Source organism: Paraburkholderia sp. GAS32 (assembly GCF_050434225.1).
Classification (GTDB): domain Bacteria; phylum Pseudomonadota; class Gammaproteobacteria; order Burkholderiales; family Burkholderiaceae; genus Paraburkholderia; species Paraburkholderia madseniana.
This window is the reverse complement of the sequence record NZ_JBNPVS010000024.1, coordinates 50,395-66,063: the sequence shown is the minus strand read 5'-3', so window position 1 is coordinate 66,063 and position 15,669 is coordinate 50,395. Positions and strand designations below refer to the sequence as shown.

14 protein-coding genes are annotated in these 15,669 nt (G+C 57.4%); 9 read left to right on the top strand and 5 right to left on the bottom strand.

Features of this window, described 5'->3' with window-relative positions:
- Position 1: 1 nt before the first annotated feature.
- The 9 genes from P3T25_RS26765 (at position 2) to P3T25_RS26725 (ending at position 10,153) form a co-directional block, all read left to right on the top strand.
- A complete protein-coding gene (locus P3T25_RS26765; RefSeq protein WP_429359613.1) occupies positions 2–994 on the top strand; it encodes an acyl-CoA dehydrogenase family protein in 993 nt (330 codons plus the stop codon).
- Between the two features lie 22 nt (positions 995–1,016).
- Positions 1,017–1,880 carry an enoyl-CoA hydratase-related protein gene (locus P3T25_RS26760; RefSeq protein ID WP_429359611.1) on the top strand — a complete coding sequence of 288 codons (864 nt, stop codon included), beginning with the start codon at positions 1,017–1,019 and terminating at the stop codon, positions 1,878–1,880.
- A 234-nt stretch (positions 1,881–2,114) separates the two neighbouring features.
- On the top strand, positions 2,115–2,891 hold the full coding sequence (locus P3T25_RS26755) for a FadR/GntR family transcriptional regulator (RefSeq protein WP_429359609.1): 777 nt from the start codon (positions 2,115–2,117) through the stop codon (positions 2,889–2,891).
- A 1,458-nt stretch (positions 2,892–4,349) separates the two neighbouring features.
- A complete protein-coding gene (locus P3T25_RS26750) occupies positions 4,350–4,793 on the top strand; it encodes a cupin domain-containing protein (RefSeq protein WP_429359607.1) in 444 nt (147 codons plus the stop codon).
- 40 nt (positions 4,794–4,833) lie between these two features.
- Positions 4,834–5,601, top strand: coding sequence for an SDR family NAD(P)-dependent oxidoreductase (locus P3T25_RS26745; protein WP_429359605.1), 768 nt, complete (start codon positions 4,834–4,836; stop codon positions 5,599–5,601).
- A 28-nt stretch (positions 5,602–5,629) separates the two neighbouring features.
- On the top strand, positions 5,630–7,108 hold the full coding sequence (locus tag P3T25_RS26740) for an aldehyde dehydrogenase (protein WP_429359603.1): 1,479 nt from the start codon (positions 5,630–5,632) through the stop codon (positions 7,106–7,108).
- 245 nt (positions 7,109–7,353) lie between these two features.
- Positions 7,354–8,118, top strand: coding sequence for an SDR family NAD(P)-dependent oxidoreductase (locus P3T25_RS26735; RefSeq protein WP_429359601.1), 765 nt, complete (start codon positions 7,354–7,356; stop codon positions 8,116–8,118).
- Between the two features lie 207 nt (positions 8,119–8,325).
- On the top strand, positions 8,326–9,516 hold the full coding sequence (gene bktB / locus P3T25_RS26730) for a beta-ketothiolase BktB (RefSeq protein WP_429359721.1): 1,191 nt from the start codon (positions 8,326–8,328) through the stop codon (positions 9,514–9,516).
- A gap of 310 nt (positions 9,517–9,826) precedes the next feature.
- Positions 9,827–10,153 (top strand): hypothetical protein, encoded by a 327-nt coding sequence (locus P3T25_RS26725; RefSeq protein ID WP_429359599.1) that lies wholly within the window; start codon positions 9,827–9,829, stop codon positions 10,151–10,153.
- Positions 10,154–10,280: 127 nt separating this feature from the next.
- Here the strand turns inward: P3T25_RS26725 and P3T25_RS26720 are convergent, their stop codons facing one another.
- The 5 genes from P3T25_RS26720 to P3T25_RS26700 form a co-directional block, all read right to left on the bottom strand.
- Complete coding sequence (locus P3T25_RS26720; protein WP_429359597.1) at positions 10,281–10,667, bottom strand: nuclear transport factor 2 family protein; 387 nt, start codon at positions 10,665–10,667, stop codon at positions 10,281–10,283.
- A gap of 102 nt (positions 10,668–10,769) precedes the next feature.
- Positions 10,770–11,375 (bottom strand): carboxymuconolactone decarboxylase family protein, encoded by a 606-nt coding sequence (locus P3T25_RS26715; protein ID WP_429359595.1) that lies wholly within the window; start codon positions 11,373–11,375, stop codon positions 10,770–10,772.
- 26 nt (positions 11,376–11,401) lie between these two features.
- Positions 11,402–12,334: a VOC family protein gene (locus P3T25_RS26710; RefSeq protein ID WP_429359593.1), complete on the bottom strand. Its 933-nt coding sequence runs from the start codon at positions 12,332–12,334 to the stop codon at positions 11,402–11,404.
- A 14-nt stretch (positions 12,335–12,348) separates the two neighbouring features.
- Positions 12,349–13,191, bottom strand: a complete 843-nt coding sequence (locus P3T25_RS26705; RefSeq protein WP_429359591.1) for a fumarylacetoacetate hydrolase family protein — start codon at positions 13,189–13,191, stop codon at positions 12,349–12,351.
- Positions 13,178–15,004 carry an FAD-dependent monooxygenase gene (locus P3T25_RS26700; protein ID WP_429359589.1) on the bottom strand — a complete coding sequence of 609 codons (1,827 nt, stop codon included), beginning with the start codon at positions 15,002–15,004 and terminating at the stop codon, positions 13,178–13,180. The genes P3T25_RS26705 and P3T25_RS26700 overlap by 14 nt, the downstream gene beginning before the upstream one ends.
- Positions 15,005–15,669: the final 665 nt, after the last annotated feature.

The following is a 15,669-nucleotide window of genomic DNA, read 5'->3' as shown; positions in this document are numbered from 1 at the left end:
CATGATCGATATCTTGCCTACAGAAGGTCAGTCTGAGTTTATCGGCACGGTCGCAAACGCAATAGCAAAAGCTAGAGCGAATACGAGTCAGGGTGTGCCCGAGTGGAGCGTTCTTGCGGAGCTTGGATGCATTGGTATGGGGCTCGATGAATCCGTGGGGGGATCAGGTTTTCCCATCACGGATGAGGCGCTGATGTACATCGAGCTTGCACGCCAGCTGGTCTCGCCCAATGTACTCGCAGCAGCGCTGGCAGCACGCCTTGCCGCGGAAGCTGGTGACACGGTTCTTGCCCAGCGGATTGTAACGGGCGTCAAGCAGGTCGCGTTTGCCAGCTCACTGGGTGGTAATGTCGCGGATGGAGGTTTAACAGGGGAGTTCCACCTTCTGACGCGTGCCGACGATGCGTTAGTCGTTGGCATCTCTTCATCAGGATGCGTGGTCGCAGAGGCGCATGACTTCATCCGACGCGATGTTGTCCAGTCGACGGACGAGACAGTTGACCTCGTGAGAGCTTCAGGCGTCGCGTCAGCGTTATACAGCACGGCGGGCGGGGATCATCGCCTATGGCGAACGGCTAGTCTGCTAATTGCTGCCCAGTTGACCGGCATTGCAAGGATTACGTTAGAGCGTGCGGTGGATTACGCCAAGATCCGCGAACAGTTCGGGAAACCTATTGGAGCCTTTCAGGCGATTTCGCACCATTGCGCCGACATGGCGCTGCGTTCAGAAGCCGCCAGTTCGCAGCTGTATTTTGCCGCCATCGCCCTGGGCGATGATGCCCCTGACGCGGACTTCCATGTTGCAGCCGCATGCTCCTACGCGATGGACGCCGCCTTTAACAACGCAACTGTCGCGATCCAGGTCCACGGTGGTGTTGGATTTGCGGCGGAAAGTGGACTGCATCTGTTCCTGAAGCGGGCCATCATGTTGCGTCATCTCGCTGGTGGCGAGCGCACGCAGGAACTTGCCGTCCTGCATTCTGATCGTGCCTGAGGGGGGCGAGATGTTTCCAACTATGCAAGACATCGAAGACGAGAACCATCACGTTCCGGAATACGTAACGTGTCAGGTAGAACACGGAGTCGCTCTCGTTACCCTAAATCGCCCCGAACGTCTTAACGCAATGGGCAATGAGATGGGCCGCCAGTTTGACCGGACTATGGTCCGTATAGCCCAGGATCAGAACGTGCGTGCGGTCGTGCTAACGGGTGCCGGTAGAGGATTTTGCTCCGGCGCGGATATGGAAAGGCTCTCGGGCTTTTCCGAGAAAAAGGGCAGTGCTCCCGTGCCGCGCGAGGGAGAGGTGCAAGGGGCATATCGCGCACTCGTTGGCCAGGCGCCTCAGGAGGTCCTGACCCGTTACTGTGCCCCCCAGGCGTTACCGCAGCCCGTAATCGCCGCGGTCAATGGACCGTGTGCTGGCATCGGCCTTGCCCTCGCCGTGCTGTGTGACATCCGCTTTGCGAGCGAACAGGCGGTTTTTGTTGCCCCGTTCGCGAAGCGTGGGTTGGTAGCCGAGATCGGTCTGGCCTCCAGCCTTGCAGCATTGGTGGGCGCAGGCGCGGCAGCTGATATTTTGCTATCAGGCCGCAAGGTGGTCGCCGATGACGCACGTCGGATGGGGCTCGTCGATCATCTCAGCGCGCCCGAGCGACTTTTGCAGGAGGCCCTTGCATACGCGCGGGATATTGCCGCCAATGCGTCGCCCCGCTCGACGCGAATTATCAAATGGCAGCTCTGGCAGGCACGCAGCCAGTCGTTCGCCAAAGCTCTTTCTCTGTCAATGAACGAGACCAAGGCCAGTCTGCTAAGTGAAGATTTTGCAGAGGGTATCGCGCATTTTCGGGAAAAACGGCCTCCGCGGTTTACCGGAAATTAGCGTGGGGACGGGTGCATGATGATCCGACGAATACCGGTCGATTTTCAATCACGAGTTCCTGGCTTCTCGTCGTGTCCGATCCCCTCATGGCAAATCCAGCTTGATAACCGCAAAGGGTCCAACTTATACTTATCTAACTTATACTTACGTTTTCGATGCATGGATCAGTGAAAATGCGCAGACGCTGCGCAGCGGGATCCGGCTCGTGACACCTAGCCTTAGCGAGATTTCTCCATGTCCGACCTCAAGCCCAATTCGCAAATGCGCATCCCCAAGATCGCTGAGCTCGTAGCCGGCAAAATCAGGCGCGCGATCGTCGAGGGCTCGCTAGGTGAGAATTTGCCGTCCGAAGCGAAGCTTATCGAAATGTTTGAGGTATCGCGTCCGACAATCCGGGAAGCCATCCGCATTCTCGAGTTCGAAAACCTTATCAGCGTTGCCAGAGGTGCACGGGGCGGTGCACGGATCAAGGCGCCCAGCGTCGACTTCGTATCACGTGCCATGGGTGTGGCCCTACAGACGCGGGGCGCAACGCTGGGCGACATTTATGCCGCACGCTCCATGATTGAACCCCAGGCTGCGCGGCTTGCCGCGGAAACGAGGCCAGTAGAGGCTGCTGCCGCTCTCCGTCAGCATGTCGTCGCGGAGCAGGAGGAGCTGAAGAAAAGTCTGGTGATAACTGGCTTTGCGGCAGAGTTCCATCGCACGCTTATGGAACAGTGCGGCAATCAGACTTTTGCTCTGGTGGGGATTGCACTTCATGATCTCGTCAACAAACACAATCAACTGGCTCATCGGACCCGACCGCCTGAGGATCCCGCAGTTACGCTGAAGCGTTCGAAAGCGGGAGTGCGGTCCCAGGAGCGCCTTATCGAGTACATTGAGGCGGGGCGCGGGGACGATGCGGAGAAACACTGGCGTGCCCACATGGCCAAGGCGGGAGAGTTTTTCCTGCAAGGCTTGGCGCATACGTCGGTGGTCGACATATTGCAGGAAGAAGTCTGGGCCTGATCAGCCCCGGGGGCAGGCCGCGTTGCGGTTCCAAATCGACATCTGGCGTGCGACAAGAAGGCTGCCGTGTTTTCCTCGCCTGCCACTAGCTGACCCGTGCGGTAACACAGTCGATGACATGTGCGGATGCTTCGGATGTGAGGTTCCCTAGGTTTGTCGCTTTCCAGAAGCACCAGGTTATGCGGCCGTATCCTTTATCCCCTGAGTCGCAAGTCAGTGTCGCGTGAGCCGGGTTGTTGCCGTCGACTGAAAGCATCCGCCGGATACATTCTGACGTGATCGCGGTCGACTGACGAGAAAAGCGCAGTTACGTCCCCACACAGTGCCATTGTGTGGCTGCGCGCATCTGACGTTCTTCGGTTCCTGTGCAGCAGGCACAGTCTTCCTGAAATTATCCAGGTTAGTGCAGTCTCAATACGTGCGCTTATCGAGGCGTGTCTATCAAGGCATTGTCCGGGCCTTTGCCTCAGCATCACGGGAGCCCTGCGACATTTCCTATCGTCCTATCCTCCGGGTTTTCTATCACGGCGACCTTCACGGTTGGCGACGCGTATATCGCTGTTCGGCGAGTCGCTCACACAAATATCTCCCTGCGCCGGCGGCATTTTAATCACCTTCCCAACCGGCGGTCTCCAGCCAAGTGCGCCATCCGCAGATAGACCTCAATTCGTGCATGTATCGTGAAGGTGTAGCGGCTCCACTCCGCAGCCTTTCTGCTTCAGGGCACATCACGGGGCGCATTCCCGCCAGCGCCGGTCAGCACGCACCCAAACACGCCGGTCGTGTGCCAATTCCGCCGATTGCGTGGAGCGCGGTCATGGCCCAATTGGCTACCTTAAAGAGACTTTTTGCTTGACCCGACTCAGGTTGGACGCTATAACTACAACATCAAACATATAAACTAGTTAGATAGGTTGATGATGCCAGTGATAGGGTCCTGCGCCTTGCAGTGCTGCTTCAAATGTCAAGGCTAGCTATTGTTGGTCATGGCGATGACGGGCGCTCGCGTGTCGTCGATATACGCGATGTGTCTGGCGGCATATCGTCATATCTTTACGATGCGCGGGTGCGCGATCTGTTGCACATGTCGCGCGAACCGCGCCCGGCCCCGGGCCGGCGTCACGACGCAACGGTTCCGGATATCGAGATCGCCCCAGGCCCGACCCGATGGACGATGCTTTCGTTCGAACCTGGTCATGCGACGCCACTTCGTGGCGCGTCAACGTGTGATCTTGTTGTCGTTCTTCAGGGAGAGGTCGCGCTTGGACTGGAAGATGGTGAACTGACGTTGCGCGTCGGTGACCATGCCTTCATTCCGGCGGCGATTCACTCCTGGAGAACTGGCTCTTTGGCTTGCACGATCTCCGTCGTGCACTGCGGCGTGATGAGGCCTTCGCACGGGACTGATGACCTTGAAGTCAAAAGGCGAGACATGAAACGCGAAATGTGGGAGGTGATATGTCGAGGTTTGTTGTGGTTGGCCTAGGAGAAGACGGTCAATCGAAGGTGACTGAGATTCGCGATGTGGAAGACGGAATGACGCCGCGCTTGCCCGGAGTTCAATGGAATCGTGTTTGGAGCACAGAACAGCAGCCTCCTGAGGTAGTCGGTCCACGCCGTGGAAGGGATTCCGCGTGGCTGGATATTGAACTGCCTGCGGCCGCTACGCGATGGGCGGTCTTTTCCTTTGACGCCGGACTTAGCACGCCGTTTCACCATACGGCAACCCTCGACTACGACATCGTTCTTCAGGGCGAGGTCACGCTTGCTCTCGAAGAGGATGAGGTCATATTGCAGGCGGGAGACTGCGTTGTGATACCCGCCGCGATGCACGCCTGGAAGACAGGGTCGAAGGGATGCACGATATCGGTCGTGTATTTCGGACTTGAGCCACCACAGTAACTACTCATATTAACTACTGGTATTGACATGGAGGAGCACAATGAACGGACGGTTTGAGGGAAAGGTCGCGATAGTGACGGGGGCGGCTGATGGAATCGGTCGCGTGACGGCACTTTTGTTCGCGCGCGAAGGTGCCGCGGTAGCTGTTGCAGACGTCAATAGCGCTGCGGCTGCCGAGACGGTTGGATTGATCGCGGAAGAAGGTGGGAAGGCCATTGCGGTGACAGTGGATGTCACGAAGTCGGATCAGGTCGCGTCCATGGTTGATCTCGTCGTCGCAACATTTGGACGGCTAGATATCCTGTTTAATAACGCTGGTCTTGTCGACTTTTCGCCAATGTGTGATCTGGACGAAAGCCGCTTTGATGCAGTGATGGGCGTTAATGCGAAAGGCGTCTGGCTCGGGATGAAGTATGCAATCCCGGCGATGATCAAGACTGGCGGTGGCGCTATCGTCAACGCCTGCTCTGCCTCAGGACTTGTGGCTGTGAAAAACTGCAGTGCGTACGTCGCGTCCAAGCACGCAGTCGCTGGACTGACCAAGATTGCGGCGATTGAATATGGAATGAAAGGCATCCGCGTCAATGCCGTCGCCCCCGGTGCAACGGCGACCAACATGAACAAGACAAACATGGCGCGGTTCTCGGAAGAAGAATGGGCTGCACGTATGCAGACGCTTTACCCTGGAAGCGGCAGGCTTGCCGAGCCTCGCGAAATCGCCCAATGCGTGCTCTTCCTGTGCTCTGACGACGCGTCATTCGTCAACGGCGCCATTCTTGCAGCGGACGGCGCATATACAGCGCAATAGTTTATCGGCATAGACGGAGACAACTTTCATGACCGACGCAACACTCTCAGGCGTGCCTCTTCAGCATCCGGACTGTTTGTTTATCGACGGAGTCTGGACCTCACCATCGGGGGCAAAAACGATCGACGTGATCAACAGCGGGACGGAAGAACTGTTCGTCCGGGTGCCTGAAGCACAAGAAGATGACATGAACCGCGCTGTCGCTGCTGCTCGCAAGGCGTTCGACGAAGGGCCGTGGCCCCGGTTAAGTCACCATCAGCGCGCCGACTACCTTCGAGCAATCGCGCGTGAGATCGCGACGCGCGGCGGCGATCTAGCTGACATCTGGACAACGGAATCGGGGATCGTCAACAGTATTGCCAGGTCGCGTTTTCCGGGACTCGCGGGAGTGTTTAACTACTACGCCGACCTGGCTGACACCTACCCCTTCGTTGAGGAGCGCAAACCTGCGACGGGAAATGTTGGTCTTCTGGTGCGTGAACCGGTAGGTGTCGTAGCTGCGATCATACCCTGGAACGGACCGTCTATCTGTATCGCGTGGAAGGTCGCGCCTGCTCTGCTAGCGGGATGCACTGTTGTGCTCAAGCCTTCCCCGGAGGCACCCGCGGCAGCCTATGTTTTCGCGGAGATCTGTGAAAAGATCGGTTTGCCCGCCGGCGTGGTCAATGTCATTACGGCAGAGCGCGAAGTGTCCGAACTTCTTGTTCGTCATCCCGACGTTGACAAGGTCACTTTCACAGGGTCGACTGCCGCCGGTCGACGGATCGGTTCGATCTGCGGGGAGCGCGTTGCACGCTGTACGCTCGAACTGGGTGGCAAATCGGCCGCAGTGATTCTGGACGACTATGACGTTGATACCGCTGCGCGCACCATATCCCAGATGGCCGGATTTCTTACCGGACAGGTATGTTCCTCTCTGACCCGGATCGTAGTCACGCGTGAACGCCATAACGCGCTACTGGATGCGCTTAGTGCCTCATTCGGGTCGATCAAGGTCGGTGACCCGTTCGATGCCGGCACGCAGATGGGCCCGCTCGCTATGCGTCGCCAGCGTGACCGTGTCGAACATTACATTGAACGTGGCAAGGCAGAAGGTGCGATTCTGGCAGCCGGTGGCGGACGACCCAAGCATCTCGATCGAGGATTCTATTTCGAACCGACGGTGTTCGGATTTGTCGACAACCATTCGACGATCGCGCGCGAAGAGATCTTCGGGCCGGTTCTCACTGTCATTCCTGCCGAAAATGAAGCGCAAGCCGTCGAAATCGCGAATGACTCAATTTACGGGCTTAATGCCTCAGTATTCACTAACGATGTAGACCGAGCCTATACCGTTGCGCGCCGATTGCGATCGGGAACGGTCGGCCACAATTCGTTCCGGACAGACTTCAGTATCGCTTTCGGCGGCTTCAAGCAGTCCGGCATTGGGCGCGAGGGTGGAACAGAAGGCTTGTTGCCGTTTCTTGAGACGAAAACCGTCATCCTGGACGCAATGCCGCACGACTAGAGCAACGAGTTGGACACTGCATTCCATCAGACGTTTTCGCGTTTCGCGATGATGGGCGGGCAGTCTTTCTATACCGGCGTGGCCGCGCAATGCACTGCGTGTCGACCGCGCCATTACGGTGGTGAGTCAAGGATTTTGCTTGCGTAGATGCCGCCCATGAGGGCGGCCGACGCGAAGCGGGCCTGCCGCTTGACTGATCACACATAGTTATATACGTTAACTATGTATATTTTTCGGAGATGGTAATGAGCACATGGTTTCCCAATGGGGTCGCGGTGGTGGCGGGCGGTAGCGGGGGTCTTGGGGCCGCGATCAGTGCCGCGTTGGCCGCTGATGGTTGCGATATTGCGCTAACGTACCGCAGCAATGAGGCGAAGGCGCAAAAGGTTGTCGAAGAGCTCCGTGCGACTGGGCGACAGGTGTGGGCGTCAAAGCTTGATCTCACCGACGCAAACGCTGTCAAGAAGTATCTGGCCGAAACGCGGGAGCGGTACGGGCGGATTCATACCGTTGTCTATGCAGCCGGTCCGTCGTTCAAGGTGGAATACATCGCCAGCATTACGCCGGAAGAGTGGGCACGGACGTTGGCAGACGATGCAAACGGCTGCTTCAATTTGATGAGCGCTTCGTTGCCGCACATGCGCGACTCCGGTGGGGCGCTGTGTGCTGTAACGACCTGCGCAGTTGAGCGAATTCCGCTTGCCGACATCCTCTCGGCCGCGCCAAAGGCGGCGATCGAGACCTTGATGCGCGGCATCGCAAAGGAGGAGGGGAGATTTGGCATTCGCGCAAACTGTGTTGCGCCGGGCTGCATTGATGCCGGGATTGGACATGCGGCGCTTTATGAAAGCGGTGATCGTTCGTTTATCGATGCAGTGAAGGCTGCCACGCCCATGCAGGAGATTGGCAGCGGTGATGACATTGGCAACGCTGTGGCGTTCCTTTGTTCACAGCGAGCGAAATTCGTGACGGGGCAGTCGCTTTCGGTGGATGGCGGCTTGCAGCTCTGATCGGTGTGACGGTGGCCACGATTCTCGTGGCCACTTCTTCGAATAGCCGATTCGCGGGAAGATTGACGGCGCCAGGGGGAGACTCCGCGGCCAGACAACCTGAAACGGTGGGGCCGGCCGTGCGTAGCTTACCGCAGGTCACGGTCGCTCTAAGGGGAGGCGAGCGCAACGCCTCTCTCGCGTATCTTGTGAGGCAAGGGCATGAACATGCAACGTGATGTAGTCGTCGTCAGCGGTGTTCGCACTGCCATTGGCAAATTCGGAGGGAGCCTCAAAGACGTACCGCCCGCCGAACTCGGTGCGATTGTCCTACGGGAAGCTTTAGCACGAGGTCGTGTGCCTGGTGAGTTGGTCGGGCACGTCGTATTCGGCAATGTGATCACGACCGAGCCGAAGGACATGTATCTCGCCCGGGTGGCTGCGATTCAGGGGGGCGTTCCAGAGTCAACCCCGGCGCTAACAGTCAACCGGCTCTGCGGCTCAGGACTTCAGGCAATTGTCTCCGCCGCACAATCTATCCTGCTCGGCGACACCGATGTCGCAGTTGGCGGCGGTGCCGAAAACATGAGCCGTGCTCCCTATGCCGCGACTGATGTTCGTTTCGGCGTGCGCATGGGTGATGCCCGATTGGTGGACATGATGGTTGGCGTGTTGAGCGACCCTTTTCACGGCGTCCACATGGGTGTGACCGCCGAAAAAGTTGCGGAGAAGTTCGGCATTACGCGCGAAGAGCAGGACGAACTCGCGCTGGAGTCTCATCGCCGAGCGGCGCACGCGATCGCGGAAGGTAAGTTTGATGGTCAGATCGTACCTATCAAACTGAAGATCAAGGGACGAGATATCACCTTTGACAAAGACGAACACGTTCGTTCGGACCTTGACATTGGCGAACTCAGCAAGCTACGCCCTGCATTTCAGACTACAGGTGGCACGGTCACGGCTGGCAACGCATCGGGGATCAACGATGCAGCCGCCGCCTTGGTTCTTATGGAAAACGAGGCGGCAAGAAAACACCACATTAAGCCTATTGCGAGGCTCGTGGCCTATGCTCATGCAGGCGTCGATCCACTGTACATGGGCATCGGTCCGGTTCCTGCGACGCGTTTGGCGCTACGACGCGCCGGTCTTACGATTGATGATCTCGATGTGATTGAGGCAAATGAGGCTTTTGCGGCACAGGCCTGCGCGGTGACTCGAGAGCTCAAACTCGACCCGGCCAAGGTTAATCCGAATGGTTCCGGTATTTCGCTTGGCCACCCCATCGGAGCGACGGGCGCCATTATCACGGTGAAGGCGCTGTCGGAGCTTCTACGTATCAGAGGACGTTACGCGCTCGTGACAATGTGTATTGGAGGCGGGCAAGGTATAGCAGCGATTTTCGAGAACCTTCAACGTTAGACGAGGCTCATGTAGCTGTGCCCCAAGATCTGTGCCATCGAAGGGTGTCTTCAATTCGCTGGGTTTCTCAGACGGCCTTCAAAAGTAATTACCAGCACGGTAACAGAATAACAAGGCGAGATAGTGGCTTCATTTACCACACGCGTCGAACTGCACGACGGCGATGCGGACTATGACAATCTTCATGAGGCAATGGAGAGGAAGGGTTTCTTACGCCACGTCGAGGGGACGAAAGGGACCTATCGGCTACCTGATGCTGAGTACGACCTCATGCGCATGGGGTGTTGCGAAGGTTACGAGCCGTACGACCTTGCTCAGTGCTGACAATAATGGCGCAACTGTGATAGTTGATCTCACCTACGATCTGGGCAGGAAGCAGAAACTGACATGCGATAGTGCGGTCATCACCGATGCGATTCCGGACAACATTCCAGTTCTCACCGACGCTGCGACCTTTTCAAAAAAGGTGACTGCGCCATTCGGCGAGATGCGGCTGGTTAGCTTCAGTCACGGGATTGATTTCAACATCTGTGCGGTTCCTGCAGATCCGCAAACCTTGATGGCCATCGATGACCGTTGCAACTTCGACGGCATCATGAGCGGAAAGATTGCACAGGATGTGATCCCCGCGCTGTAAAAGACTGGTCCGTCGAGGCTTGGGACGGAACGTGAGTCATGGGTCTTATCCGTTGAGAAGGGTGACGTCACAGCCACTGCATCAGTCGGGCTCTGACAGTCACCCGATAACTTCCTGGAATTTCGTCTCAGGCGAAGACTGGATTGATATCCATGTATACGCGATATTCGCCGATTAGGTCTCCTTTCATACGGTAGACGTTGCAGCAAGGAAGGCTGACAGTAGTTCCGTCAAATCGCGTGTAGTGAACCGTCATGCGGGCGATGATGACATCGGCATCTTCGGCCGCACTCCAAAGCTCATGGATTTCATGGCGTACGCCTTTCAACTTGGTCGTGACCTGGCCTGCCGTCGACTTGACCGCTTCTTTGCCGTGCACAGGCTCTGAGTTACTGAAAACCAGCACGATGTCGTCGTCCAATCGTTCCAGCAGTCCTTCGACGTCACCGCTGTCGCTTGCGACATACATTTGCCTGATTAGCGCGGCGCGTGAGTGAGTGTCAGGATCTGACATAGTTTTTCTCCTGGTTGGGGTGGGGACCGCACGGGCGAATTGTCCGTCGCGGTATTTCCCGTGTTTTGCTCAAGCGATACTTGCGTGAAGTTGCGGTCACACTTATTGCGATAGCGGGAATTCCTCCAGAAATGGCTGAAATTCCGGCTCTACGTCAACGTCAAGTGTGGCGAGCACGCGAATCACCGCGTTAGCGTGTGAAATGAGAAGGGTCAGGTCGACGAGGCGAGGAGTCCCCAGCTTGGTTAAAAGCTTGCTCCACGTTTCGTCGGACATCCGATGCTGCTGTGTGATCTCGCGGGTCGCGAGAAGGACCAGGGTCTCAAGTTCGCCGAGTCCATGTGCGCGCCCGTTTGTCGCAGCAATCAGGCTTCGAATGTCATCATCAGACAATCCTGCTTTTCGGCCAATCTCGACATGGTGACTCCATTGGTAGGGCGTTTTTGTCAAATAGCCAACCTGAAGGATTGCCAGCTCGCGGAGCCGCGCAGGCAATTCTGATCCTTGCTGAAACCATCGTCCAAGCACAGCCCAATGGCGAAGGCCGTCGGGACTGTTGGCTATGGCACGGTAGATATTCGCAGGGGTATCGGTTTTCGCTGGCGCGTCCGGGGGTAATACTGACACGACGCGTTGTGGGTTGCCCAGAAGAAGCGGCCTATCCTGTTCGGAAAGGTCCGACGCTGATAAGTAAGAGACGCGAGCCATGGATGTTTACTCAAGGTGGAGGCAGATCAATGGAGACCGGCCATAAGTTCTGCCAGATCATCAGGCTCGATGAGCGACGGCGGCATCGGCGGTCCCCAGACGTTGGCTGCTTCAGCGACTTCAAACACACCGGGTTTCCAGAGCTGATCATCATTGATCTCGTCCATGTCTGAGTAGTATTCGCTCAGATTCCCGGCCGGATCGCGAAAGTAGTAGAAGAAGTTGGAGCCGACCCAGTGCCGGCCAATGCCCCACGTGTGTCGCTCGGGATGGCCCTCGAGCATCGCGCGGGCACCGCGTCCGATTTCGTCGATATCCTCAACCTCCCACGACGTGTGATGAAGGAAGTTGACTGGCGCCGTCTGAACAACGACATTGTGATGGTCGGTCGAGCAACGCATGAAGGTCGCGTAGTCCTTTACCTGATCCGACAGCTTGAAGCCAAGTCCTTCCATGAAAAATCGCCTGGTCGTGGACGAGTCAACAGATCCAATACCGATATGTCCAAGCCGGCGCGGCCGAACGGGAGCCGTGCGCAACGCAGCCGGTGCCCGGTCATTGGGGCGACCGATGCTGCCGGGATAGTTATATGCCGGCAACACGAATGATTTGGGAATGACACGCGGGACAACGGAAACAGTCACATCAAGGCCAGTAATTGGCTCTTTTGTGAAAAGCGCGTTGTCTTCGATGTGGCTGGCCACCTGCAGTCGCTGCAGTGCTGCGGTGATGCGTGAGAGGTCATCGAGGTCATCAGCGCCAATACCAAGTGAAACGAGCCGCCGAACCGGCGCTCGAACGAGGCGCAATTGGCGATCGCCGCCGTCAACGGTACCAAACCATTGGTCACCATTTTGCCCGACTGGCTGGGCGATCAATCCGAACTGCGTGTAGTACTCGATGGCTTCCCGTAGATCGGGAACGCCGAGAGTGATATCGGTAATACGGTGGAGTGACATACCTGACTCCAGAATCAGTTGGCGACAAAGCGATGGTGCATCTGCCCAATGCCTTCGATGGTGGTGACGAGTTCGTCGCCCGGGCGAAGGAAACGCGGAGGATTGCAGTGCAGGCCAACACCGGCCGGCGTGCCCGTGAAGATCACGTCTCCCGGTTCAAGCGTCACGATGCGCGATAACTCTTCAATGATGCGCGGAACCGGAAATACCATGTCCGAGGTCCTGGCGTTCTGCATCTGTTCACCGTTGAGTGTGCAGCCGATGGCCAAGTTTCCTGGATCGGCAAACTCATCGGGCGTTACGAGCCACGGACCTGACGGACTGAAGCCGGGGAAGGACTTGCTCGGGGCAAACTGCGGCGCGTTGCCTCGAAGCTGGACTGTCCGCTCCGTGACATCCTGCCCCGCAGTCAGACCGGCGACGTATTGCCAGCCTTGTCCATCCGCGACGTTGTGCGCCTGCTTCCCAACGACGACGACGAGCTCCGTTTCCCAGTCGACGGTATCTCCGGGAACAACAATTTTCGCAACGGGCCCGATGAAGGAAGAAACCCATTTCGTAAATACCATCGGAAACTCCGGAACGGGGAAGTTGCCTTCCGCTGCATGAGCACGGTAGTTCGCGCCAATGGCAAAGACCTGTCGAGGCCGCGGTGCTGGCGGACCTAGATCATCGTTTGAAAACGGAGTGACCTGAGAGTCGAGGGACGTCTGCGCGTGCCACCCTACAAACTCGCCCCAGCGATCATAGATAGCCTGGGGATCGGAAGCGAAGCGACCGTCACTGGCTTGTTCAACGTCAATGGCGCCCTTGTCAGTGAACAGCGTAAGCCTGCCCGAAAGGTTACCTAGTCGCATAGTTTTCTCCTGCTTGTTCATGAATGGGGGTGGACAGGATCTGGGCTAACGCCGATGCCAGCGTGGCCTGCGGATCTTCTGTCCGTTGTAACGTCCGAAAAGCGATAAAGCCGTCAGGCCGGACAAGCACAGCGCCATCTGCGGCTATTTCGCGGTTCTTAAGCCAGGCCAGCCTAAAGTCGATCAGATCCCCTTTGTCAACGCCGACGGTCGCCGCGCGTAGCGGGATGCCCGTTTCTGCGGACAACTTGCGTGCAGCCTCCACCCAGTCGTGGCCGTCCTCGCCAGCGATTAGCACGAAATGACCATCGTGGATCAGCGAGCGCAACGCCAGTCGTTCTCCGGCGCGCAATACCCAGGCGTGTGGCAACTGGGAACCTGGGCGCGTGCTTGGTTCGTACAGGCGTACTTTGTCCAGAGGCTCGGGCGCTGGCGACCCGTCAGCGACGATGGCAGCCGAGTCGTATGTAAAGCCGAAGTCGGTGTTGTGCTGGCGATATTCAAGCGTCCGCTGACCAATGTAAGTGCTGAATACGTGGCGCCGTTCCTCGGAACCGGGAAGGTCTTCCCAGAAGAGGCGTAGTGCCGCCCAGTTTTCGTCGACGCTCTTTTCAGGTGAGACGCCCAGAGCTTCCGACATGTTCTGGAGATTCTGGGCAGCACGCACTGCCGTTTCGATGTTGTCCGCGTCCACCTTGCGGCGCTCAACCTCGTAGGTATCCAGCAATCCGTCTCCTGCACGGTTTGCGAGGACTGCGGCAACTTTCCAGCAAAGATTGTAGGCGTCGTGGATGGCGCTATTCAGTCCCAGCCCACCGGTTGGCGGGTGCCGATGCGCCGCGTCACCTAGCAGAAAGACGCGCCCGCTTCTGAAGCGTTCGGCCAGCACGGTTTCCATCCACCATTCGGCCTTGTGATGAATCGTGGGATTGAAATCAGGAATCCCCAGGGTCTCCCTCAGCCAGTTGACGATGTCCACGTCATCCGGGTTCGGGTCATCCGGGTTGAAGGACATGGTGACGCTCCATTCCTCAGACCGATGGCCCCAATTGTCTGGACCCATGGCGACCAGAACCACGCCAAAATGCAGGTGTTCGGGATGTTCGGGATTGAAAACAAAGCGGAACTCGACTTCTGGGTCGTTGAAGTAGCTGGACAGGTCTGCAGACATATGGACCATAAACATTTTTTTCAGTTTGGCGATGCCACCCATGTCTATGCCGACCAGATTTCCAACGGTGCGTCCGCCATCAGCACCGAACAGATATGCTGACCTGACCCTGTAGGTTGACCCACTCGCGTGATCAAGGATCGTGGACGTGACGCCAGTTTCGTCTTGCTCGAACGTCAGTAGTTCGTGATTGAAGCGGACGTCCGCAAGCGCATTTTCTTCAGCGTACTGTTTAAGAATCGGCTCCAGGCGGATCAGCGGCAGGTTTGCCGACGGGTATGGGCTGGCGGCAATATAGTCAGGATCGGAGAATCCTCCGCCCCATGCCTCCGCAAAGGCCAGTCGTCGTCCGTGCGCGTCAGCGGGACCGCCACCACCAAGTCCTGAATACCAGCCGAAACCCTTGAACTGTTCTGCGGGTGTGCTGCGCGCGGAAATGGTGGGGGCGACACCAGCGTCCGCGAAGATTTCCATGCTTCGCTGATTCAACACGTGCGCTTTCGGCATTCTGGATGTTTCGGGAAAACGCGAAACGAGAAGCGACTTAACCCCAAGCCGGGACAGCAGGATCGAAGACGTCAGACCGGCACCGCCGCCGCCGACAATCAGAACAGGTACCTCTACATCGAAAGTTTTGGACACGTCGTCTCCTTTATTGCGCAGCGTTACGCCACCGCACCCTCACGTGCATCTGGGGTCTCGCTTCGATGCGCCTTATGCCGTCAACACGAACGGCTTCCATGTGAGAATTAGTTAACTTATATATACAATTGTACAGAAGCGCAAGTGGCATTTCCCTCAGTCGCGTCACGCGAACAGACTTTGCGCGCTGACTCGCTCGCGGTACCGCGGCCCTTGTGGGTTAGACGGCAACGGCCGGTGCACGTTGACTAGCTTGTAGTTGCGGCGCTTGATGATCGATTGCCACGATACTCATCATCTGGTGCGGACGTGCACGACAAGCGAAGGTATTGACGAAAATGTCTTTCGTCGAAGGCCCGACAATCGCGAGACCGTTGCCCGGGCCAGTAGCACGACATCAGTGACTACGAACAGAAGAGGCTTGCCCTTGAGTGCTGCCACCGCGCCGAAGACGAGTAGCAGGACGATGGTGCCCATCCGCCGCCAAGCCGATGCGAGATTCATCCATGTGTCTAGCCAGTGAGCGACACAGCCGCCCAGCACATAGCGGGGGTGGTCGGTAGACGATCCCGCGACGTCACGCGTAACGCGGAAGGTCTGACGATTCGCTTGCCGATGCGTGTTGATGTGCCGAATCGGATTCAGCATCGCGACGCATTTCGACC